17 protein-coding genes and 2 riboswitches are annotated in these 21,657 nt (G+C 71.9%); of the genes, 9 read left to right on the plus strand and 8 right to left on the minus strand.

Annotated elements, in window-relative coordinates; all coding sequences use genetic code 11:
• Positions 1–122: 122 nt before the first annotated feature.
• Positions 123–1,763 (minus strand): ABC transporter substrate-binding protein, encoded by a 1,641-nt coding sequence (locus tag Q9S36_RS03630; RefSeq protein ID WP_311283966.1) that lies wholly within the window; start codon positions 1,761–1,763, stop codon positions 123–125.
• Between the two features lie 195 nt (positions 1,764–1,958).
• Between Q9S36_RS03630 and Q9S36_RS03635 the strand changes: the two genes are divergently transcribed.
• A complete protein-coding gene (locus tag Q9S36_RS03635; protein ID WP_311283967.1) occupies positions 1,959–2,756 on the plus strand; it encodes a CPBP family intramembrane glutamic endopeptidase in 798 nt (265 codons plus the stop codon).
• Positions 2,757–2,984: 228 nt separating this feature from the next.
• Positions 2,985–4,007 carry a hypothetical protein gene (locus tag Q9S36_RS03640; protein ID WP_311283969.1) on the plus strand — a complete coding sequence of 341 codons (1,023 nt, stop codon included), beginning with the start codon at positions 2,985–2,987 and terminating at the stop codon, positions 4,005–4,007.
• Between the two features lie 50 nt (positions 4,008–4,057).
• On the opposite strand, the gene gcvP is transcribed toward Q9S36_RS03640, so the two are convergent.
• From gcvP to Q9S36_RS03665, 5 genes are all read right to left on the minus strand, one after another.
• On the minus strand, positions 4,058–6,847 hold the full coding sequence (gene gcvP / locus Q9S36_RS03645) for an aminomethyl-transferring glycine dehydrogenase (RefSeq protein WP_396653722.1): 2,790 nt from the start codon (positions 6,845–6,847) through the stop codon (positions 4,058–4,060).
• Between the two features lie 53 nt (positions 6,848–6,900).
• The gene (gene gcvH, locus Q9S36_RS03650) at positions 6,901–7,281 is read right to left on the minus strand and encodes a glycine cleavage system protein GcvH (protein WP_064001792.1); all 381 of its coding nucleotides are present in this window, start codon (positions 7,279–7,281) and stop codon (positions 6,901–6,903) included.
• Positions 7,278–8,396, minus strand: coding sequence for a glycine cleavage system aminomethyltransferase GcvT (gene gcvT, locus Q9S36_RS03655; protein ID WP_311283971.1), 1,119 nt, complete (start codon positions 8,394–8,396; stop codon positions 7,278–7,280). The genes gcvH and gcvT overlap by 4 nt, the downstream gene beginning before the upstream one ends.
• Before the next feature lie 11 nt (positions 8,397–8,407).
• Positions 8,408–9,772 carry an L-serine ammonia-lyase gene (locus tag Q9S36_RS03660; protein ID WP_311283972.1) on the minus strand — a complete coding sequence of 455 codons (1,365 nt, stop codon included), beginning with the start codon at positions 9,770–9,772 and terminating at the stop codon, positions 8,408–8,410.
• Positions 9,773–9,846: 74 nt separating this feature from the next.
• A riboswitch (glycine riboswitch) is annotated at positions 9,847–9,940 on the minus strand.
• A riboswitch (glycine riboswitch) is annotated at positions 9,941–10,026 on the minus strand.
• 65 nt (positions 10,027–10,091) lie between these two features.
• Positions 10,092–11,264, minus strand: coding sequence for a MarP family serine protease (locus Q9S36_RS03665; protein ID WP_253033978.1), 1,173 nt, complete (start codon positions 11,262–11,264; stop codon positions 10,092–10,094).
• A gap of 141 nt (positions 11,265–11,405) precedes the next feature.
• Between Q9S36_RS03665 and Q9S36_RS03670 the strand changes: the two genes are divergently transcribed.
• Genes Q9S36_RS03670 through Q9S36_RS03695 form a run of 6 tightly spaced genes read left to right on the plus strand, consistent with a single transcriptional unit; the run spans position 11,406 to position 17,940 of the window.
• Positions 11,406–12,083 carry an NrtR DNA-binding winged helix domain-containing protein gene (locus Q9S36_RS03670; RefSeq protein ID WP_311283973.1) on the plus strand — a complete coding sequence of 226 codons (678 nt, stop codon included), beginning with the start codon at positions 11,406–11,408 and terminating at the stop codon, positions 12,081–12,083.
• 15 nt (positions 12,084–12,098) lie between these two features.
• Positions 12,099–13,442 carry a quinolinate synthase NadA gene (nadA, locus tag Q9S36_RS03675; protein ID WP_311283974.1) on the plus strand — a complete coding sequence of 448 codons (1,344 nt, stop codon included), beginning with the start codon at positions 12,099–12,101 and terminating at the stop codon, positions 13,440–13,442.
• Entirely contained in the window at positions 13,439–14,980 is a 1,542-nt protein-coding gene (gene nadB, locus Q9S36_RS03680; protein ID WP_311283975.1) for an L-aspartate oxidase, read from the plus strand. Before nadA ends, nadB begins: the two co-directional genes overlap by 4 nt.
• Entirely contained in the window at positions 14,980–15,837 is an 858-nt protein-coding gene (nadC, locus tag Q9S36_RS03685) for a carboxylating nicotinate-nucleotide diphosphorylase (protein ID WP_311283976.1), read from the plus strand. Before nadB ends, nadC begins: the two co-directional genes overlap by 1 nt.
• Before the next feature lies 1 nt (position 15,838).
• On the plus strand, positions 15,839–16,978 hold the full coding sequence (locus Q9S36_RS03690) for a cysteine desulfurase family protein (RefSeq protein WP_311283977.1): 1,140 nt from the start codon (positions 15,839–15,841) through the stop codon (positions 16,976–16,978).
• Positions 16,978–17,940, plus strand: a complete 963-nt coding sequence (locus tag Q9S36_RS03695) for a glycosyltransferase family 2 protein (protein ID WP_311283978.1) — start codon at positions 16,978–16,980, stop codon at positions 17,938–17,940. Before Q9S36_RS03690 ends, Q9S36_RS03695 begins: the two co-directional genes overlap by 1 nt.
• A 19-nt stretch (positions 17,941–17,959) precedes the next feature.
• Here Q9S36_RS03695 and Q9S36_RS03700 read toward each other — a convergent pair whose 3' ends face one another.
• Positions 17,960–19,837: an ABC transporter ATP-binding protein gene (locus Q9S36_RS03700; protein ID WP_396653723.1), complete on the minus strand. Its 1,878-nt coding sequence runs from the start codon at positions 19,835–19,837 to the stop codon at positions 17,960–17,962.
• A 136-nt stretch (positions 19,838–19,973) separates the two neighbouring features.
• Here Q9S36_RS03700 and Q9S36_RS03705 point away from each other — a divergent pair, with 136 nt between their 5' ends.
• On the plus strand, positions 19,974–21,449 hold the full coding sequence (locus Q9S36_RS03705; RefSeq protein WP_253033986.1) for an MDR family MFS transporter: 1,476 nt from the start codon (positions 19,974–19,976) through the stop codon (positions 21,447–21,449).
• A 37-nt stretch (positions 21,450–21,486) separates the two neighbouring features.
• Here Q9S36_RS03705 and Q9S36_RS03710 read toward each other — a convergent pair whose 3' ends face one another.
• Entirely contained in the window at positions 21,487–21,624 is a 138-nt protein-coding gene (locus tag Q9S36_RS03710; protein WP_217530317.1) for a hypothetical protein, read from the minus strand.
• Positions 21,625–21,657: the final 33 nt, after the last annotated feature.

Raw genomic sequence — 21,657 nt, forward strand, 5'->3', positions numbered from 1 at the left:
CGGCGCCCCTGTTCATCCATCCTCCGCCCGCCCCCTGTGAGAACAGTGAGACAGGCGGGTCACGCCACGAGGCGGTGACGGGTGACCGTCACCGCCTCGTGCGAGGTGATGCTGTGTGCGGGTTACTTGGTGATCTCGTAGTAGAGCGGCACCGAGTTCCAGCCGAACTCGACGTTCTGGACGCCGTCGGCCCAGCCGCCGTTCACGTTGGAGTACCACAGCGGGAGGGCCGGGAGGTCCTCGAACAGGACCGACTGCGCCTCGAGAAGGGTCGCGTTGCGCGCGGCCTCGTCCGTCTCGCTGATGCCCTTGGCCAGCAGGTCGTCGAACGCCTTGTCCGAGTACTTGCCGTCGTTCGAGCCGGCCCCGGTCGCGTAGAGCGGGCCGAGGAAGTTGTACAGACCGGGGTAATCGGCCTGCCAACCGGCGCGGAACGCACCGACCTTCTCGTTGTCACGGGCGTCGAGGTAGCTCGCGAAGTCCGGGAAGGGCTGGCCCACCGCGGTGATGCCGAGCGTGCCCGAGATCGAGTTCGCGACCGCGTCGACCCAGGTCTGGTGACCACCGTCGGCGTTGTAGGCGATCGTGAAGTCCTCGCCGCTGTAGGGCTGGATGGCGTTGGCCTGGTCCCACAGCTCCTTGGCGAGCTCGGGGTCGTACTCCAGCACCTCGTTGCCGGGGACCGATTCGCTCCACCCGTCGATGACCGGCGAGGTGAAGTCCTTGGCGGGGGTACGGGTGCCCTTGAAGATGACCTCGGTGATCTGGTCGCGGTTGATCGCGTGCGAGATCGCGGCGCGACGCAGCTTGCCCTCTTCGTCGGTCTGGAAGCCGTCGAGCCACTCCGGGATCGTCAGCGACTGGAAGATCGCCGCGGGCTGGTTGACCGCACGGCCTTCCAGGTCGGACTCGTAGGTCTCGAGCGCGCTGTCCGGGATGGCGTCGAGCACGTCGAGGTTGCCGGCCTGCAGGTCCTGGTACGCGGCATCCTGCGTCGCGTAGAAGACGATGTCGAGACCGCCGTTCTTCGCCTTGCGAGGACCGTCGTAGTCCTCGTTCGGGACCAGGTCGATGCGGACGTCGTGCTGCCACGCGCCCTCCTCGGCCAGCTTGTACGGGCCGTTGCCGATCGGGTTCTCGCCGAACGCCTTCATGTCCTCGAACGCGACGTCGGGGAGCGGGAAGAACGCCGAGTAACCGAGACGCTGCGCGAAGTCGGATGCCGGCTTGTTCAGCGTGATGGTGAAGGTGTGGTCGTCGACCTGCTTCAGACCGGTCAGCTCCGAGTCCTCCTCGTAGCTGAAGCCCTCGATGTCCTCGAAGAAGTACGAGGCGTTCTGTGCGTTCGACAGCAGGGCGCCGTAGTTCCACGCCTTGATGAAGTTGTCGGCCGTGACCTCTTCACCGTTCGTGAACGTCAGGCCCTTGCGGATCTTGACGGTGAGCTGCGTGGGCGAGTCCGTGGTGATCTCTTCAGCGACGTCGTTGACGACCGAGCCGTCGGCCTCGTATGAGATGAGCCCCGCGAAGATCGAGTCGACGACCTTGCCACCACCGGTCTCGTTGGTGTTGGTGGGGATGAGCGGGTTCTGGGGCTCGGACCCGTTGGTCGTGATGACCGCATCCGTCGAACCGCCGGTGCCCTCGGTCTCGGTACCGGTGCCGCCGCCGGAGCTGGCGCAGCCGGCGAGAACCAGGCTGGTGGCGCCGAGCAGGGCGAGGCCCGCGACGCCGATCTTGTTGCGCTTCAAAGTGTCCTCCATGAGACCTAATGAAAGCCCGGGTCGAGGCTTCGCGACCCAGGCGTGATGAGAAGCACACTAAGCAGCTTGAGCGCAATGCGACAAATCTCCCACAAGACCGTTACACAGCCTTTACTTGAGAAGCCGTCGATGAAGCAGTCTGATCGGTGGGCCCACCGGCATCCCACTCATACGAAGTCGTGCCATTCTGACCGGATGGCAGCGTTCACGGACCTCCCCACGGATTCCTCCCCGCGGCGGCGGGCACGCCTGTGGTGGGAGATCTTCATCGTCCTCTCACTCTCGCTGGGGCGCTCCGCGGTGTACTCCGTGCTCTCGCTGATCGAGGCGCTGACCCGTGCACCCCTGAGTGACCAGCAGACCTCGCTCAACCCGGGCGCCGCGCCGTCGGAGGTGTGGGATGTCATCTCGCAGTTCCTGTCGGCGCTGTTCGGTTTCGCCCCGGTCGCGCTCGCGATCTACCTGCTCTGGGAGCCCGCCCGGTCGGGCTTCGCGAAGATCGGCCTGACGTTCGAGCGATTCGGCCGGGGCCTCGGCGGCGGCGTGCTGCTCGTGCTCGTGATCGGCGTCCCGGGCCTCGTGCTCTACGCCGTCGGGCGCGAACTCGGGATCACCGTGCAGGTGGATGCCTCGCCGCTGGACTCGTCCTGGTGGACCGTGCCCCTGCTGCTGCTCGCCGCCCTGCGGGCGGGGCTGCTCGAGGAGGTCATCATGGTCGGCTACCTCTTCGACCGCTTGCGCCTGCTCGGCTGGAACACCTGGACGATCATCCTGTCCACCGCGGTGCTGCGCGGCTCGTACCACGCATACCAGGGGTTCGGTCCCCTGATCGGCAACATGGCCATGGGCGTCGTGTTCGGCTGGGTGTACTCCCGCTGGGGCCGCGTCATGCCGCTCGTCGTCGCGCACGTGCTCATCGACATCATCGCCTTCGTCGGGTACCCGCTCGCCGCCGCGTGGTGGCCCGGGGTGTTCGGCCCGCCCGGCGGCTGAGACGCTGTGCGCGGGGCGGCGCGGCACCCCGGGCCTGGTCTTTTTCCCGCGAGACTGCACGGGCGGACCGAGACGGCGGCGTGGCGCCGCTGTCTCGCGCGTCGGGTGCAGTCTCGGGGGGATCGGTGAGGCGCGGCGGTTCCTCCACCGCGGGCGCGGCGGGCGGGGTGTCCACGGGGTGGAGCGCAAGCGGGTCGGTGCCGGGGGCGGGTCTGGAGCATCAGGGGTATGCCCGCGATCGCCCGCCCCCTGCCCGTCGTCCGTCCCGCGCCCGTCGCCTGCCCCGTGCCGCTCCTGCGGGCGCGGGACGTTCCGCACGCCGCCCGCGTCGCGGCTCGCGGTGAGCTCGTATCCGTCCTGCGCGGGGTGTACGCGCCGGCGGGGTTGTGGCGGAGGCTCGCTCCGTGGGACAGGTACCTCGCGCGCATTCACGCGACACTCCTCACGCACCCAGGGCTGGTGCTGAGCCACGAGTCGGCCGCGGCGATCTGGGGGATGCCGGTGCTCGGCGACCCCGGCGTGGTCCACGCTCTCGGCGACCCGACCCGCACCTCGCGCCTGCACGGCGGCCTCCGGATGCACACGACGACGGGAGCGCGGGATTTCGTCGACCTGGGCGGGTTCGCCGCGGTCGCACCCGCGGACTGCGCCGTCGACCTCGCGCGGGCTCGGCACGTGGTGGTGGGGCTCATCGCGGCGGACGCCGCGCTGCGGCTGGACCCGGCGGCATCCGTCGAGTCGCTCGTCGAACAGAACGAGCATCGACCGAGTTCGCGGGGGCGCCGCATCGCCCGGTGGCCCCTGCATCGTGCCCGGGCCGAGGCGGAGTCGACGCTCGAGTCCGCGAGCCGGGCGATCATCGAGCTGCTCGGCTACGAGGAACCCGAGCTGCAGACCGAGTGGAGCGGGCAGGGCGCGACCGACCGCACCGACTTCTGGTGGCCGGGAGCGGGAGTCGCCGGCGAGGCGGACGGCGACCTCACGTACGACGGCCGATTCGGCGACCCCGGATCGTTGTTGCGCGCGCGCCGCGAGCGGGACCACCGCCTTCGGTCAAGAGGCATCCGATCGGTCGTGCACTGGGGATGGTCCGATGTCGCCGACCCCGATGCGCTGGACGGCATCCTGCGCGGCGCGGGCGTCCCGCGCGTCGCGCTTCCCGACCCGTACCGCCTCGCGACCGCCCGGACCGCCCTAGGATCTCGCCACCCCACCGCGAGACTGCACACGCGCGCCGAGACCGGGGTCTGAACCCGCTGTCTCGACGGCCGTGTGCAGTCTCGCGGAAATGGGCGCGGGGGTCAGGCGAAGGCCTCGATCGGCGGGCAGGCGCAGACGAGGTTGCGATCGCCGTAGGCGTTGTCGATGCGGCGAACGGGCGGCCAGTACTTGGTGCGCACGATGCCGGGCACGGGGTACACCGCGGTCTCGCGCGGGTACGGGTGCGCCCACTCGCTGGTGATGACGGATGCCGCGGAGTGCGGCGCGTTCACCAGCGGGTTGTCGTTCGCCGGCCACTCCCCCGCGGCCACCGCATCCGCTTCGGCCCGGATCGCGATCATGGCCTCGACGAACCGGTCGAGCTCGGCGAGGTCCTCGGACTCGGTCGGCTCGACCATGAGCGTCCCCGCCACCGGGAACGACATCGTCGGCGCGTGGAAGCCGTAGTCGATGAGCCGCTTGGCGACGTCGTCGACCGTGATGCCGGTGGCCTCCTTGAGCGGGCGCAGGTCGAGGATGCACTCGTGCGCGACGAGTCCACCCTCCCCCGCGTACAGCACCGGGTAGTGCCCCTCGAGCCGCCGCGCGACGTAGTTCGCCGCCAGCACCGCCGCGGCGGTCGCCTGCCGGAGCCCCTCGGCGCCCATCATGCGCACGTACGCCCACGAGATCGGCAGGATGGATGCCGAGCCGTAGGGCGCCGCCGACACGGGACCGCCGTCGAAGACGTGTCCGCCGGCGTGCTCGGCGCGCTGCGCCATCGGGTGCGAGGGCAGGAAGGGCGCGAGGTGGGCTTTCGCCGCCACCGGACCGACGCCGGGCCCGCCGCCGCCGTGCGGGATGGCGAACGTCTTGTGCAGGTTCAGGTGCGAGACGTCGCCGCCGAGGTCGCCGAACCGGGCGAACCCGAGCAGCGCGTTGAGATTCGCGCCGTCGACGTACACCTGACCGCCGGCGTCGTGCACCGCGCCGGTGATGTCCATGACGTCGTGCTCGTACACGCCGTGCGTCGACGGGTACGTGATCATGAGCGCCGCGAGGTTGTCGGCGTTCGCCGCCACCTTCGCGCGGAGATCGGCGAGGTCGACGTTGCCGGCCTCGTCGCACGCGACGACGACGACCCGCATCCCGGCGAGGACGGCGGATGCCGCATTGGTGCCGTGGGCGGACGACGGGATGAGGCAGACGTCGCGGTGCAGGTCGCCGCGGGAGTGGTGGTAGCCGCGGATGGCGAGCAGGCCCGCGAGTTCGCCCTGCGAGCCGGCGTTCGGCTGCAGCGAGACCGCGTCGTACCCGGTGACCTCCGCCAGCCACGCCTCGAGCTGCTCGATCATGACGAGGTAGCCGGCGACGTCGTCCGCCGGGGCGCACGGGTGCACCCGTGCGAACTCGGGCCATGACACGGCCGCCATCTCGGTCGCCGCGTTGAGCTTCATCGTGCACGAGCCGAGCGGGATCATTCCGCGGTCGAGTGCGTAGTCGCGGTCGGCGAGCTGCTTGAGGTAGCGCATCATGGCGGTCTCGGAGCGGTGCGTCGTGAACACCGGATGCGTCAGGTAGTCGTCTGTGCGGCGGAGCGCCTCGGGCAGGTGGGCGTTCCGGTCGCGCAGCGGCACGAACACCTTCGACGAGTCGACGCCGAAGACGGATGCCACGGCCTGCAGGTCGGCGACGGTCGTCGTCTCGTCGACGGAGACCCCGACCGAATCGCTGTCGCGGAACCAGAGCTGGTAGCCCCGGCGCCGCGCGTCGGCGATGACGTCCTCGGCGCGCCCGGGCGTGCGGACCACGAGGGTGTCGAAGAAAGCGTCGTGGAGCACGTCGGCGCCGGCCTGGACGAGCCAGTCGCGCAGCAGCGACGCCTTGGCGGTCGTCTCCTCGGCGATCCGCTTCAGGCCGTCGGGGCCGTGGTACACGGCGTACATCGACGCCATGACGGCAAGCAGCACCTGCGCGGTGCAGATGTTGGAGGTCGCCTTCTCGCGGCGGATGTGCTGCTCGCGGGTCTGCAGCGAGAGTCGGTACGCCGGCGCTCCCGACGCATCCATCGACACGCCGACGAGACGGCCGGGCAGCTGACGCTCGAGCCCCGCGCGCACCGCCATGTACCCGGCGTGCGGACCGCCGAAGCCCATCGGCACGCCGAAGCGCTGCGTCGTGCCGACGGCGACGTCGGCGCCCATCGAGCCGGGCGAACGCAGCAGCGTCAGAGCGAGCAGGTCGGCCGCGACGACGACGAGACCCTTGTGCGCCTGCACGGCGGCGATGATCTCGGAGGGATCCCAGACCCGCCCGGTCGCGCCCGGGTACTGGACGAACGCACCGAAGGCCTCGGGGACCTCCGCGAAATCGGTCTCGACGATCTCGACGCCGACGGCGGCCGCGCGGTGGTGCAGCAGCGCCTTGGTCTGCGGCAGTGCGTCCGCGTCGACGAGGAACACGTTCGATGCGGACTTCGAGGCCCGGCGGGCCACCAGCATCCCCTCGACGACCGCGGTCGACTCGTCGAGCATCGACGCGTTCGCCGTCGCGAGCCCGGTGAGGTCGGTCACCATCGTCTGGAAGTTGATGAGCGCCTCGAGCCGGCCCTGCGAGATTTCGGGCTGGTAGGGGGTGTACGCCGTGTACCAGGACGGGTTCTCCAGGACGTTCCGCTGGATGACGGACGGCGTCAGCGTGTCGTAGTAGCCGAGGCCGATCATCGCTCGCGCCGAGCGGTTCTGCGACGCGAGGTCGCGGAGCTCGGCGAGGGCCTCGGCCTCGGTCGCGGCGGGCGGGATGATGCTCTCGCGCTCGGCGACCTGGATCGCGTCGGGGACGGCGGTGCCCATGAGGTCGTCGACGGACGGACGCCCGAGGACACGGAGCATCTCGGCCTGCGCGGCCGAGTCGGTGCCGATGTGGCGATCGCGGAAGGCCGAGCTCACGCCTCGCCGCCCGTCAGCGCGACGTAGGCGTCGCGGTCGAGGAGGTCGCCCGTGGGCGCGCCGTCCACGCGGATCTTGACGAGCCACGCGTCGAACGCGCCGGCGTTGACCGAGGACGGGTCGTCCACGACGGCGTCGTTGATCTCGACGACCTCGCCGGTCAGCGGGGCATAGAGCTCGCCCACCGACTTCGTCGACTCGATCTCGCCGCAGGTCTCGCCCGCGGTGACGGTCGTGCCGACGGCGGGCAGCTCGACGAAGACGACGTCACCGAGCTTCTCGGCGGCATAGTCGGTGATCCCGACGGTCGCGACGTCGCCGTCGAAGGCGATCCACTCGTGCTCGGCGGTGTAGGACAGGGCGGTCAGGTCGGTCATTTCTGTCTCCGGTAGAAGGGCAGGGCGGTGACGGTCGCGGGGATGCGGGTCCCCCGGACGTCGATGGTCAGGGCGGTGCCCTCAGCGGATGCCGAGGGGTGGACGAGGGCCATCGCGACGGGATGGCCGAGGGTCGGGCTGAGGGCTCCCGAGGTGATCTCGCCGACGATGTCGTCGCCCGCGAGCACGGCGTAGCCGGCACGGCCGGCGCGGCGGCCGTCGGCGACGAGCCCGACGAGGACGGGCGCTTCGCCGAGGTCGCGGGCGGCGAGGCCGTCCCTGCCGACGAAGTCCTCCTTGTCGGCGGCGACGACGCGGCCGAGCCCCGCCTGTGCCGGCACGATGTCGCGCGATAGCTCGTGGCCGTAGAGCGGCATCCCCGCTTCGAGGCGGAGCGTGTCGCGCGCGGCGAGCCCGGCGGGGACGAGCCCCGCGTCGCGGCCTGCGTCGGTGACGGCCTGCCACAGGCCCTCGGCGACCTCGTTCGGCACCATGAGCTCGAAGCCGTCCTCACCGGTGTACCCGGTGCGCGCGACGAAGAGGCTGCGGCCCTGGAACGAGCCACGCGCCCACGAGTAGTAGGTCATGTCCGCGAGCGCCGGTTCGACGCCCTCGACGCCCGCGGTCGACTCGAGGATGCCGCGGGCCGCCGGGCCCTGCACGGCGATGAGCGACATCCGGTCGGTGATGTCGTTGATGCGCGTGTCGCCCGCCGCGACGGCGGCGAACGCGGCCGCGACCTCGGCGCGATTGCCGGCGTTGGAGATGACGAGGAACTCGCCGTCGGCGATGCGGTACACGATGACGTCGTCGACGATGCCGCCGTCGGCGGCGAGGACGAGGGAGTACTTCGCCTTGCCGACCTTCATCGTCGACAGGCGGCCGGCCAACGCGCGGTCGAGGAACGCCGCGGCATCCGTCCCTTCGATGCGGAGCTCGGCCATGTGCGAGATGTCGAAGATCCCCGCCGCACGGCGCACCGCGTGGTGCTCGGCGAGGTCCGACGTGTAGCGGACGGGCATGAGCCAGCCGCCGAAGTCGGTGAAGGACGCGCCGAGCCGCTCGTGCAGCTCGTGCAGCGGCGATCGCCGCGGCTCGGTCGTGGTCTCGGTCATGCCGTCTCCGCTCAACATTCCACGACGCTGACCGCGAGGCCGCCGAGCGCCGTCTCCTTGTACTTGCTGCTCATGTCCCGCCCCGTCTCGCGCATGGTCACGATGACCTCGTCGAGCGACACGCGGTGGGTGCCGTCGCCCCACAGCGCCATCTTGGCGGCGTTGATCGCCTTCGCCGCGGCGATCGCGTTACGTTCGATGCACGGGATCTGCACGAGACCGCCGATCGGGTCGCACGTGAGGCCGAGGTTGTGCTCCATTGCGATCTCGGCGGCGTTCTCGACCTGCCGGGGCGTTCCGCCGAGGACCTCGGCGAGTCCGGCAGCCGCCATCGACGACGCGGACCCGACCTCCCCCTGGCAGCCGACCTCGGCGCCCGAGATCGAGGCGCGCGCCTTGTAGAGGACGCCGATCGCGGCGGCCGTCAGCAGGAACGGCACGACGACCTCTTCGCGGGGGCGCGCCGGCGCGGCGTAGTGGGTCGCGTAGTGGAGCACGGCGGGGATGATGCCCGCCGCGCCGTTCGTGGGGGCCGTGACGATCCGTCCGCCGGACGCGTTCTCCTCGTTGACGGCGAGGGCCACGAAGTTGACCCATTCCTGCCAGAGCGCGGGATCGTCGCCGGTCGGGTCGTCGCGCCGCAGGCGCGCGTGCCAGGCCGGAGCCCGCCGCGGCACGCGCAGGCCGCCCGGCAGCATCCCCTCGCGCGCCGCCCCGGAGGCGACGCTGTCGACCATGACGTCGGCGAGGTGGAGGATGCCGGAGACGATGTCGTCGTCGGTGCGGGAGACCCGCTCGTTGCGCCGCTGGACCTCGGCCATCGAAAAGCCCTCGCGCTCGCAGTGGGCCAGGAGCTCCGCCGCCGTCTCGAACGGGAACGGCACGGGCGCCGCATCCGCCGTGCCGGCAGCCTCGCCGTCGCGGACGATGAACCCGCCGCCGATCGAGTAGTAGACGGCCTCGTCGAGGAGCACATCGTCCTCGTCCCACGCCTGCAGCCGCAGTCCGTTCGTGTGCGCGGGCAGGATTGTCAGCGGGTGCAGGACGATGTCGTCCTCGCACAGCGGCACGTCGCCCGTGCCGCCCAGCCGGACGCGACGCGCCTCGGCGATCGCGGCAGTGCGCTCCTCGACTTCGGCCGGGAGGACCTCCTCCGGCTGCAGCCCCTCGAGTCCCAGCAGCACGGCGGTCAGCGTGCCGTGGCCACGTCCCGTCGCCGCGAGGGAGCCGTACAGGTCGACCCGCACCCGCGCGGCACGGTCCGCGTCGATGCGCGAGACGAAGTCGGCGGCCGCGCGCATCGGACCCACCGTGTGCGAGCTCGACGGCCCGATGCCCACGGTGAACAGGTCGAAGACGCCGATGCTCAGGGACATCGTGTCGACCCGGCGGAGGGGTGAGGTGAGGGGAACAACGGAACTCCTGACGGCGCAGCGGGATGCGGGTGAGTTCCTCCCCCTCTGTCATCGGCCTGAGAGATTTCGCGGGCGATGCCCGCTTGCCCCGTCGGCGGGCACCACGAGGGTGCCGCTTTTCAGAGTGACCATGTCGGCTCGGTACGGGGGCCTGAGAGATTCCGGGGAGGGATTGCTCCTTCGGCAGCCACGAGGGCTTCTCCCGAGCAGACGCGATGGTCCGGTGTGCGGTTGTGAGCGCGAGCCTATCACCGGGGCCCGCCGCGCCGATACGGCCCGGTCAGTCCGTCGTGCAGGCGCCGGAGGAGACGGTCGCGTCGCCCGGCGAGACCTGGAGCGCGGGGCGCAGTTCGGCGGTCGTCATGGCGTACCCGCGGGTCGCGTCATCCTGGCCGCGGGCGAAGACCACACCCGCCACCTCGCCGTCCTCGGTGAGGAGGGGACCGCCCGAGTTGCCCGGACGCACGTTCGCCTCGAGGGCGTAGATCTCGCGCGGCTGCGAGCTGTCCTCGTAGATGTCGGAGACGACGGCGCTGCCGACCGAGAGGACGTAGGCGGCACTGCTCGTGAAGGGACCGCCCAGCGGGTAGCCCTGGACCGCGACGGGGGTCCCCGCCGCGACCGGGTCGACGATCTCGAGCGGTGCCGCGTCGAGGCCGTCGACGCTGATGACGGCGAGGTCGTCGATGGGGTCGAAGTAGACGATGCGGCCCTCCTCGGCATCCCGTCCCGGCAGTTCGACCAGCGGCTCGTCGACACCGGCGACGACGTGGGCGTTCGTGACGACGAGATCGGGCGCGGCGACGAACCCCGACCCGGTGAGCGACGCACCGCACGCGTAGGCGTTGCCGCTGATGCGGGCGACGGATGCCGCGGCCCGCTCGAGCGCGGGATCGTCCAGCGAGACGGGGGGCGCCGTCGGCTCCACCTCGGGCGCCAGGAGCTCCCCGACGCGCGGGATGCCCTCGTCGACGATGAAGCCGCGGAACTCGGCGAGCGCGGAATCGACCGCCGGCGGGGTGAGGGCGTCGAGGGCGCCCAGGACGCGGGAGGACGCGACGGCGGGGGCGACCACCGGCATCCCGGAGCCGACGATCGCGCCGCTCGTGAGCAGCAGCACGACGGCGGCCGCGGCGGTGTTCACGACGCCGCCGAGGATGCGGTCGAGCGGGGCGAGCCGCGCGCGGTCGACGCCGCGGCGGAGGCGTCTGCCGACGGCCGTCCCGAGCGCGGCGAGGAGGGCCACGATGCCGAGGGCGATGATCGCCAGCACGAGGCTGCGGTACTCCCAGCCCGTGAAGGCGGGCGCGATGACGGGGGTGAGCCACACGGCGACGACGGCGCCGAGAACGATGCCGACGAGCGTGCCGGCGGTGGCCACGAGACCCCGCAGGAGTCCGCCGAACAGCGCGGCGATGAGCACGAGCACGACGATGATGTCGACGACGAGCACGGCGGGCCTCCCTTGACGAGTCCGCCCGGGAGAGCCGGCGGTTCCTCCCGATCAGCGTAGGCCGCCGCTGCTGGGAAATCGGTTCGTGTTGCGGTTCTGGTCATATCGACTCTAAGATCGACCTCGGCAGTTAAGGTCACCATGACAAGAACAACCTCCCCTCCCCCCATCGGCGTCGCCGTCTCGACCGTCATCTTCCGGTTGCGGAGCGAGGCCGACGACGCGCGCATCGAGCTCCCCCTCGTGCGCCGCACCCGCGATCCCCACGAGGGTCAGTGGGCGCTCCCGGGCGGCTGGGTCGATCCCGCGGAGAACCTCGAGGCCACCGCGTCGCGCACCCTCGCCGAGACGACGGGTCTCGCGCCCAGCTACCTCGAGCAGTTGTACGCGTTCGGCGACGTCGGCCGCTCCCCCGGGCGCGTCGTGTCGATCGTCTACTGGGCGCTCGTGCGCGAGGACATCGCCCGGGCGACCGAGCAGCACAACGTGGCGTGGTTCGACGCGACCGCCCTTCCGGCGCTCGCGTTCGACCACAACCACATCGTCGACTACGCCCTCTGGCGCCTGCGCAACAAGGTGGGCTACAGCCGCATCGCGCACGGCTTCCTGCCCGACCGGTTCACCCTCGCCGAACTGCGCGAGGTGTATGAGGCGATCCTCGGTCGCCGGCTCGACCCCGCCAACTTCCGGCGGCAGGTCGAGGGGTCGGGCACCCTCATCCCCACCGACGACTTCCGCACGGGCAGCCACCGGCCCGCGCGGCTGTACCGCTACAACCAGGACGTCGAGCTGGCCGATCGCGGCCCGCTCCCGCAGTGAAGGACCCGAACCGACATGAGCGCCACCCCCGTCACCCTCCAGCCCCGCCCCGTGGACCCCAGGCCCGTGGATCCCAGGCCCGTGGATCCCAGCGTCGACCACGAGATCCAGGCGATCGTCGCCGGTGAGCTGACGACCGAGACCTGCACCACCGACCTCGCGGCAGGCCCCTGGACCTTCGACACCCGCCCCGGGTACGGGCCGGGCTCGTCGATGGGCGACGTCATCCCGACGGGCGCCCCCCGCCAGGGAGAGCTCCCCGCCGAGTACCGCGAGGCCGGCGAGGACGAGCTCGCCGCACGCATCGTCGCCGCCAAGGCGACGCTCGGCGACCGCGTCGTGGTGCTCGGGCACTTCTACCAGCGCGAGGAGGTCGTCACCCACGCGGACTACGTCGGCGACTCCTTCCAGCTGGCCAACGCGGCGCTCGAACACCCCGAAGCGGAGGCGATCGTCTTCTGCGGCGTCCACTTCATGGCCGAGACCGCCGACCTGCTCTCCCGTCCCGAGCAGTCGGTCATCCTCCCGAACCTGGCCGCGGGCTGCTCGATGGCCGACATGGCCGACATCGACCAGGTCGAGGAGTGCTGGGAGCAGCTCGCCGACGTCTACGGCGACATGGACACGCCGGATGCCGAGGGGCTGCTCCCCGTCGTCCCGGTGACCTACATGAACTCCTCCGCGGCGATCAAGGGCTTCGTCGGTCGTCGCGGCGGAATCGTCTGCACGTCCTCGAACGCCCGCACGGTGCTGGAGTGGGCGTTCGCCCGCGGCCGGAGGGTGCTCTTCTTCCCCGACCAGCACCTCGGCCGCAACACCGCGAAGGCGATGGGGGTCCCGCTCGAGCGGATGCCGATGTGGAATCCGCGCAAGCCCCTCGGCGGATCGACCGAGGCCGATCTCGAGGACGCCCGGGTCATCCTCTGGCACGGGTTCTGCTCGGTGCACCGCCGTTTCACCGTCGACCAGATCGCCCAGGCGCGCGCGGAGCACCCCGGCGTCCGCGTGATCGTCCACCCCGAGTGCCCGATGGACGTCGTCGACGCCGCCGACGAGGCGGGGTCCACGGACTACATCCGCAAGGCCATCGCCGCCGCGACCGAACCGACGACGTTCGCGATCGGCACGGAGATCAACCTCGTCCAGCGCCTCGCGGCCCAGTTCCCGCAGCACGAGATCTTCTGCCTCGACCCCGTCGTCTGCCCGTGCTCGACGATGTACCGCATCCACCCGGGGTACCTCGCGTGGGTGCTCGAGGGTCTCGTGGCCGGCGAGGTGCGCAACCGCATCCAGGTCCCGTCGGACGTCGCGGTTCCTGCGCGGGTCGCCCTCGAGCGGATGCTGGCGGCGAAGCCGTGACCACGGTCGTCGTCGGTTCGGGGATCGCGGGCCTCACCGCGGCCCTGCACGCCGAGGCCGCCGGCTGCCGGGTCACCCTCGTGACGAAGGCGGCGCTGACCGAGGCGAACACCCGCTACGCGCAGGGCGGCATCGCCGGCGCGCTCGACCCCGCCGACCGCACCGCCGACCACGCGCGCGACACCCTCGTCGCGGGAGCCGGCCTCGCCGACCCGAGCGCGGTCGCCGTCCTGGTCGAGGAGGGTCCCGACCGCATCCGCGAGTTGATCGCGGCCGGTGTCGACTTCGATCGCGACGAGTCGGGAACCCTGCGGGGAGGGCTCGAGGGGGCGCACTCCTTCCCCCGCATCCTGCACGCGGGCGGCGACGCGACCGGCGCGGAGATCCAGCGTGCCCTGGTCGCCCGGGTGCGTGCGAGTCGAGTGAGCGTCCGCGAGCACGCGTTCGTGACGGAGCTCGTGCGCGAGGACGGTCGGGTCGCGGGAGTGGAGCTCCACGGCGGCGAGCGGATCGAGGCGGATGCCGTGATCCTCGCCACGGGCGGAGCGGGCGAGCTCTTCGCGCATTCCACGAACCCGACCGTCGCGACGGGGGACGGCATCGCGCTGGCGGCGCGCGCCGGCGCCGCGGTGCGCGACCTGGAGTTCGTGCAGTTCCACCCGACCGTGCTCGCCGTCGGCGAGGCGTTCCTCGTCTCGGAGGCCGTCCGCGGCGAGGGCGCGGTCCTCCGCGACGGGGCCGGCCGGCGCTTCGCCCTCGAGGCGCACCCCGACGGCGAACTCGGTCCGCGCGACGTCGTCACGCGGGCGATCGCCGCCGCGATGGCGCGCCAGGGCGGCCGGCCCGTCCTCCTCGACGCGACCGGCCTCCACAGCAGCGACCCCGACCGCCGCGCGGCGTTCCTCGCGGCGCGCTTCCCGACGATCGACGCCGCGGTCCGCGCGCGCGGGCTCGATTGGGCCCGCGAGCCGATCCCCGTCACCCCGGCGGCGCACTACCTCATGGGCGGAGTCGTGACCGATCTCGACGGCCGCACCGACGTCCCGGGTCTCTACGCGGTCGGCGAGGTCGCCCGCACCGGGGTCCACGGCGCCAACCGGCTCGCCTCGAACTCGCTGCTCGAAGGCGCCGTGTTCGGCGCTCGCGCCGGGGCTGCGGCGGCGACCGACGCGGGGCGCCCCTGTCCCGTGCCCACGGGAGCGCCGGCATCGCCCGTCGTCGAGCCGGCGACCGCCGGCATCCCGCATCCGCCGTTCTCCCGGCGTGCACTGCAGGACGTGATGTGGGCGGATGCCGGGGTATCCCGCGACCGCACGGGGCTGATGCGCGCGGCCCGCACCCTTGCCGCGTGGCGGGCGGAGGCGGGGGCACCTGCCACGGTCCGCGCTCACGAGGACGCGAACCTTCTGCAGGTCGCGCAGCTCGTCGTCGCCGCGGCGACCGCACGCACCGGATCCGTCGGGTCCCACCTGCGCACCGACGATCCCGCCGCCCTCGCCGCACCGACCGCCCGCACCGACCTGGAAGGCGCTGCCTGATGCTCTCCCCCGCCGTCATCGAGACGACCGTCCGCGCCGCCCTCGCCGAGGATGCGCCGTGGGGCGACCTCACGAGCGAGGCGCTCATCCCGGCCTCCGCCACCGCGACGGCGGAGCTCGTCGCGCGCGAGTCCGGCGTGTTCAGCGGCGGCGAGGTCTTCGCAGCGGCCTTCGCCCTGACCGATGCGCGCGTGGCCGTCGACGTGCGCGCCGCCGACGGGACCCGGTTCGCCCTCGGCGACGTCCTCGCGGTCGTCACCGGGCCCGCCCGCGCGGTGCTCACCGCGGAGCGCATCGGCCTGAACTTCGCCCAGCGGATGTCGGGGGTCGCCACCCTCACGGCGCGTTACGTCGACGCGGTCGCCGGCACCGGTGTGCGCATCGCCGACACGCGCAAGACGACCCCGGGCCTGCGGGCGTTCGAACGCCACGCGGTCCGCAGCGGCGGCGGCGCGAACCACCGGTACTCGCTGTCGGATGCCGTCATGGCCAAGGACAACCACCTCGCCGTCCTGGTGCGCTCCGGGATGTCGGTGACCGACGCCCTCCGCGACGCGAAGACGCGGCTGCCCCACACGACGCACCTCGAGGTGGAGGTCGACCGCCTCGACCAGATCGAGGCAGTGCTCGCCGCCGGGATCGGCACGATCATGCTCGACAACTTCTCGCTCGCCGACCTGCGGACGGGTGTCGTCCAGGTCGCCGGGCGCGCGACGGTCGAGGCGTCGGGCGGCGTGTCGCTCGACACGGTCCGCGCGATCGCGGAGACCGGCGTGGACGTCATCTCCGTCGGCGCCCTCACCCATTCGGCGCGCGCGCTCGACCTGGGGCTCGACGTCCGCATCGACGAGGCCTGACGTGCTCTACCTCGACCACGCCGCCTCCGGCCCGGTGCGCGCCGAGGTGCGCGAGGCGATGCTGCCCTTCCTGGGCGACCGGTTCGGCAATCCGTCGAGCCACCACACCGTCGGGGAGGATGCCGCGGGTGCGCTGGAGGACGCGCGGCGGCGGGTGGCCGCGGTGCTCGGCATGCGTCCGGGGGACGTGGTCTTCACGTCCGGGGCGACGGAGGCGAACAACCTCGCGATCAAGGGGGTCGCCGTCGCCGCCCTCCTGCGTCACGGACGCCCCGGCCACGTCGTCACCACCGCGATCGAGCACGAGTCCGTCCTCGCCTCGGTCGACCACCTCGAACGCGTCCACGGCGTACGGGCGACCCGCCTACCGGTCGACCCGCACGGCGTGCTGGACCCCGCGGTCCTCGCCGGCGCGCTACAGGACGACACGGTCCTCGTGTCGGTGGGGTACGCCAACAACGAGATCGGCACGGTGCAGGATGCCGCAGCCCTGGCCGCCGTCGCGGCGGGCAGCCGCATCCCCTTCCACCTCGACGCGGTGCAGGCGGCGGGATGGCTCCCGCTGTCGGGGACCGGCGCCGACGCCCTGTCGCTGGCGGGCCACAAGATCGGCGCACCCCAGGGGGTCGGCGTCCTCGCCATACGGGGCCGCATCCCCCTGGAGCCCGTCCTCCACGGCGGCGGTCAGGAACGCGATCGGCGCAGCGGCACGCAGAACGTCGCCGGCGCGGTCGGGTTCGCCCTCGCGCTCGAACTCGCCGAACGCGAGCGCGACGCCGCCGCCGCCCGGGTCACCGTCCTCCGGGACGCCTTTGTCGCCCGCGTGCAGGCGCTCGTCCCCGAAGCGGTCCCCACGGGGCATCCGACCCGTCGCCTCCCCGGCACCGCGAGCTTCACGTTCGCGGGGGTGAGCGGCGAGGCCGTGCTCCTCGAACTCGAACGCCGCGGCGTGGTCTCCTCGAGCGGCTCGGCCTGCGCGGCGGGCAGCGACGAACCGTCGCACGTCCTCGTCGCCCTCGGGATCGCCCCCGAGGTCGCCCAGTCGTCCGTGCGGTTCAGTTTCGGCCACCACGCCGCGGGCGACCCGACCCGGATCGCCGACGCGGTCGCGGCCTCCGTCGCGGCGGTACGATCGCGGTGATGAGCTCCCCGACCGTCACCGTCATCGTGCCCGGCCGCGATGTCGGCGCCTTCGTGGACGAAGCCCTCGCCTCCCTCCGCGCACAGACCCGCGGCGACTTCCGCGCGATCCTCGTCGACGATGCCTCGCGGGACCGGACGGCCGAGGCCTTCGCGGCCGCCGCGGCGGCGGATCCTCGCTTCCGCCTGGTGCGCCACGAGGTGGCCCGTGGCCTCGGCGCATCGCGCAACGAGGCGCTCGAGCTCGTCGACACCCCGCTCGTCGGCTTCTTCGACGCCGACGACGTGATGACCCCTCGCGCGCTCGAGATCCTCGTGGGGAGCCTCGAGGCCTCCGGCAGCGAGGTCGCCGTCGGCGCGTACGTCCGGCTGCGAGCGGATGCCGCGGGTCACTACGCCCCCGGGGTCGTGCAGCCGTGGGTCGCCGCCTCGACCTCCCCCGCCCGGCGCGGCACGAGCCTGGCGGAACACCCCGACGTCTCGGGCAACATCGTCGCGTGGTCGAAGGTGAGCCGCCTGGACCTGTGGCACCGCGAGGGCCTGCGGTTCACGGAGGACAAGGCCTACGAGGACCAGGTCGTCGCCCAGCAGCTCTACAGCGCGGCCCACGGCATCGACGTGATCCCCGACGTCGTCGTCCACTGGCGCGAGCGCGCCGACGGCACCTCGATCACGCAGCTCCGTCACGCGGTCCCCGTCCTGCAGGACTACCTCGACGGCATGAGCGGCGGCCTCGCGGTCCTCGATGCCGCCGGGCGCACCGCCGCCGCGCGTTCGCGGGTGCGCCTCATCCTCGGAATGGACGTCCCCGCCCTCGTGAGGATCGCCGAACACCACCCCGATGACGCCTACCGGAAGCTCCTCGGCGCGTTCACCCGTGGACTCACCGAGCGCGCCGAGCGCGACGGCATCCCTCTCGACGAGGACTCCGCCGCGCTCCGGGCCGCCGCCCTCGCCTGGTGACGCGCGGGCGCGGTGCGGATCAGACCGCGCCCTCGATGCGCCCCGCCGCGATCTGCTGGGCGGCGAGCTCCGCGTAGAGACCGCCGAGAGCGAGGAGCTCGGCGTGCGTGCCGGACTCGACGATGCGCCCGCCGCTCACGACGTGGATGACGTCCGCGGCGACGACCGTCGAGAGCCGGTGCGCGATCGACAGGGTGGTGCGCCCCCGCGCCGCCTCGTCGATCGCCTCCTGCACGACGCGTTCCGAGACCGTGTCGAGCGCCGAGGTCGCCTCGTCGAGGAGCAGCACGGGCGGGTCTTTGAGCAGCACGCGCGCGATGGCGATCCGCTGCTTCTCCCCGCCCGAGAGCCGGTACCCGCGCTCGCCCACGATCGTGTCGTACCCGTCTTCGAAACCCGCGATGACGTGATGGATGTTGGCGGCGACGCACGCGGCCTCGATCTCAGCATCCGTCGCCTCCGGCCGGGCGTAACGCAGGTTGTCGCGGATCGAGGCGTGGAAGAGGTACGTCTCCTGCGACACGATCCCGATCCGGTCGATGATCGAGGCGTGCGCGAGGGTGCGGACGTCGGCACCGGCGAACAGCACCGTGCCCGCCGCCGGCTCGTACAGGCGCGGGGCGAGGTAGAGGATCGTCGTCTTGCCGGCCCCCGACGGTCCCACGAACGCGACGTGCTGGCCCGGCTCGGCGACGAAGGACACGCCGTCGAGCGTCGCGGGGCTCTGCGGACCGGCATCCGGGTATCGGAAGGACACGTCGCGGAACTCGATCCGTCCGAGCGGACCCGGCGCCGCCGTCACGTCGATCGCGTCGGGGCGGTCGGTGATGGCGGGGCGCAGGTCGAGGTACTCGAAGATGCGGGCGAACAGGGCGCGCGAGGTCTGGACGTCCAGCGCCACGCGCATGAGGCCCATGAGCGGCATCAGCAGGCGCGCCTGCACCGTCGTGAAGGCTACGACCGTACCGGCCGTGATCGCGGGGCCGTCGCCAGAGATGAAGAGGCCCGCGACGAGGTAGATGACGGCGGGCACCGAGGACATGATGATCTGCACAACGGCGAAGAAGCCCTGACCGCTCATCGCCTGCCGCACCTGCAGGCCGATCTGCGTGCGGTTCTCGGCGGCGTACCGCTCGGACTCTGCGCGCTGGCGGTTGAACGACTTCGACAGCAGGATGCCGGAGACGCTCAGGGTCTCCTGCGTGATCGCGCTGAGCTCGGAGAGGGACTCCTGCGTCTGCCCCGCGATGCGCGCCCGCACCTGACCCACCCGGCGCTGGACGAGCACGAGGATCGGCATCATCACGACGGCGATGAGGGTCAGCCGCACGTCGATCAGCACCATCGCGACGAGCGCCGAGATCACCGTGACGGTGTTGCCGAGGATGCTCGTCACCGTGTTGGTGAGCACGCCCGAGACGCCGCCGACGTCGTTCTGCAGACGGGACTGGATGACGCCCGTCTTCGTGCGGGTGAAGAAGCCGAGGTCCATGGCCTGCAGGTGCTCGAACATCCGCACCCGCAGGTCCCCCGTGACGCGGTTGCCGACGGTCGAGGTGAGCCAGGTCTGCGCGATGCCGAGCCCCGCGCCGAGCACGAACAGCGCGATCATCGAGAGGACGAGGACACCGAGCAGGCCGAGCCGGGGCGACGAACCGTCGACGGGGAAGAGCGCGTCGTCGAAGATCCGCTGCACGAGTAGGGGCGGGATGACGCCCACCGCCGCACCTGCGACGACGAGGACGGCCGTCACCGCGAGCCGGCGGCGGTACGGCCGGAACAGTGCGGCGACGCGGCGGCCGAGGTCGGGGACCTCGGGAGCCGACGCGTTGCGGCGGCGCTGGGCCTCCTCGTCGACCGCACGGAACCCGCCACGCCCGCCTCCGGGTCCGCCCATGCTCATCCCGTCACCATAACCCCGCGTCGGGGTCGCGGCGCCGGCGCCGGAATGCCCGGCTCACAGCATCCGTTAAGCTGAACGGCTCGCCCGGGCCCGGCACCTCCGCCGCATCCCGCCCACTCGAAGGATCCCCGTGCCCCTTTCGGACACCGCTTCCACTCCCGTCGTCCCGACCGATTCGCGACCCGCCAGAACCGGTCCGGTCATCGCGCTGCTCGTCGTCGCCGCATTCGTCGTCATCCTGAACGAGACGACCATGTCGGTCGCACTGACCGACATCGTCGCGGACCTGGACATCACCGTCGCCACGGGTCAGTGGCTGACCACCGGCTTCCTGCTGACGATGGCTGTCGTCATCCCGTTGACCGGCTTCCTGCTCGAGCGCTTCCCGCTGCGCTCCGTCTTCTTCGCCGCGATGAGCCTGTTCGCCGCCGGCACGCTCATCGCCGCCCTCGCCCCCGGCTTCGGCTTCCTCCTCGTGGGCCGCATCGTGCAGGCCAGCGGCACCGCGATCATGCTGCCGCTCCTGTTCACGACGGTCCTCAACATCGTCCCGCCGTCGCACCGCGGACGGATGATGGGTCTCATCTCCGTGGTCATCGCGGTCGCGCCGGCGATCGGCCCGACCGTCTCCGGCGTCATCCTGTCGACGCTGACCTGGCACGCGATCTTCTGGGTCATGCTGCCCATCGCCCTCCTCGCCCTGGCGCTCGGAGCGGTGTGGGTCAAGAACGTCACCACGACGCGACCCGATGCGCGCTTCGATCTGCTCTCGGTGCCCCTGTCGGCCTTCGGCTTCGGTGGGCTGATCTACGGCTTCAGCGCGATCGGCGAATCGGCATCCGGTCACACCCCCGTGCCCGTCTGGATCCCGCTCGCCGTCGGCGCCGCATCCCTCGTCCTCTTCGTCCTGCGCCAGCTCCACCTGCAGAAGACCGACAGCGCCCTCCTCGATCTCCGTACGTTCCAGACGCCGGCCTTCTCGCTCGCGATCGTGCTCGTCGTCATCGTGTTCATGGCGCTGTTCGGCTCGATCATCCTGCTCCCCATCTACCTCCAGCAGGTCCTCGGCCTGGACGTGCTCGGGGTGGGGCTCGTGCTGCTCCCCGGCGGCATCCTCATGGGCGCGATGGCGCCGTTCGTCGGCAACGCGTTCGACCGCTTCGGACCGACCCCCCTCGTGATCCCGGGGATGCTGCTGGCCGCCGCGGCCCTGTGGGGCATGACGTTCTTCGGTCCGGACACCGGTGTCGCCTTCGTCATCGCGGTGCACCTCACGCTGAGCCTGGGGCTCGGACTCACGTTCACCCCGCTCATGACGTCCGCGCTCGGCTCGCTCCCCCGCCGGTTCTACCCCTACGGTTCGGCGACGGTGGGCACGCTGCAGCAGGTCGCCGGCGCCGCCGGCACCGCCGTGTTCGTCGCGATCATGACCGTGGTCACGGCCGGCGCCATCGCCGAGGGCAGCGACGAGGTCATCGCCAAGGCCGACGGCATCCACGCGGCGTTCCTCGTCGGTGCGATCGTCGCCACAGCGGCGGTCGCCCTCGCCCTGTTCGTCCGCAAGCCCGCAGAGGGCGATGTCGATCTCCCCGCCGCGGCGCACTGATCCCCGCCGCGCCTTGACGCCGCCGGTGCGGGAGCGGTCAGTCGATGCTGCAGCTGCCGCCGCCGCAGCACGCGGCGCCCTGATCGAGGATCTGGAGCGACGGCTTCTCGTCGGCGGCATCGGTCGTCGTGGGGACGGGCTGCAGGTTCGGGGTCGGCAGGTTCGACATCGCCATGTCGATCAGCCTACGCCGCATAAACGCGGGCGG

It is taken from the genome of Microbacterium sp. ARD31, assembly GCF_031844425.1.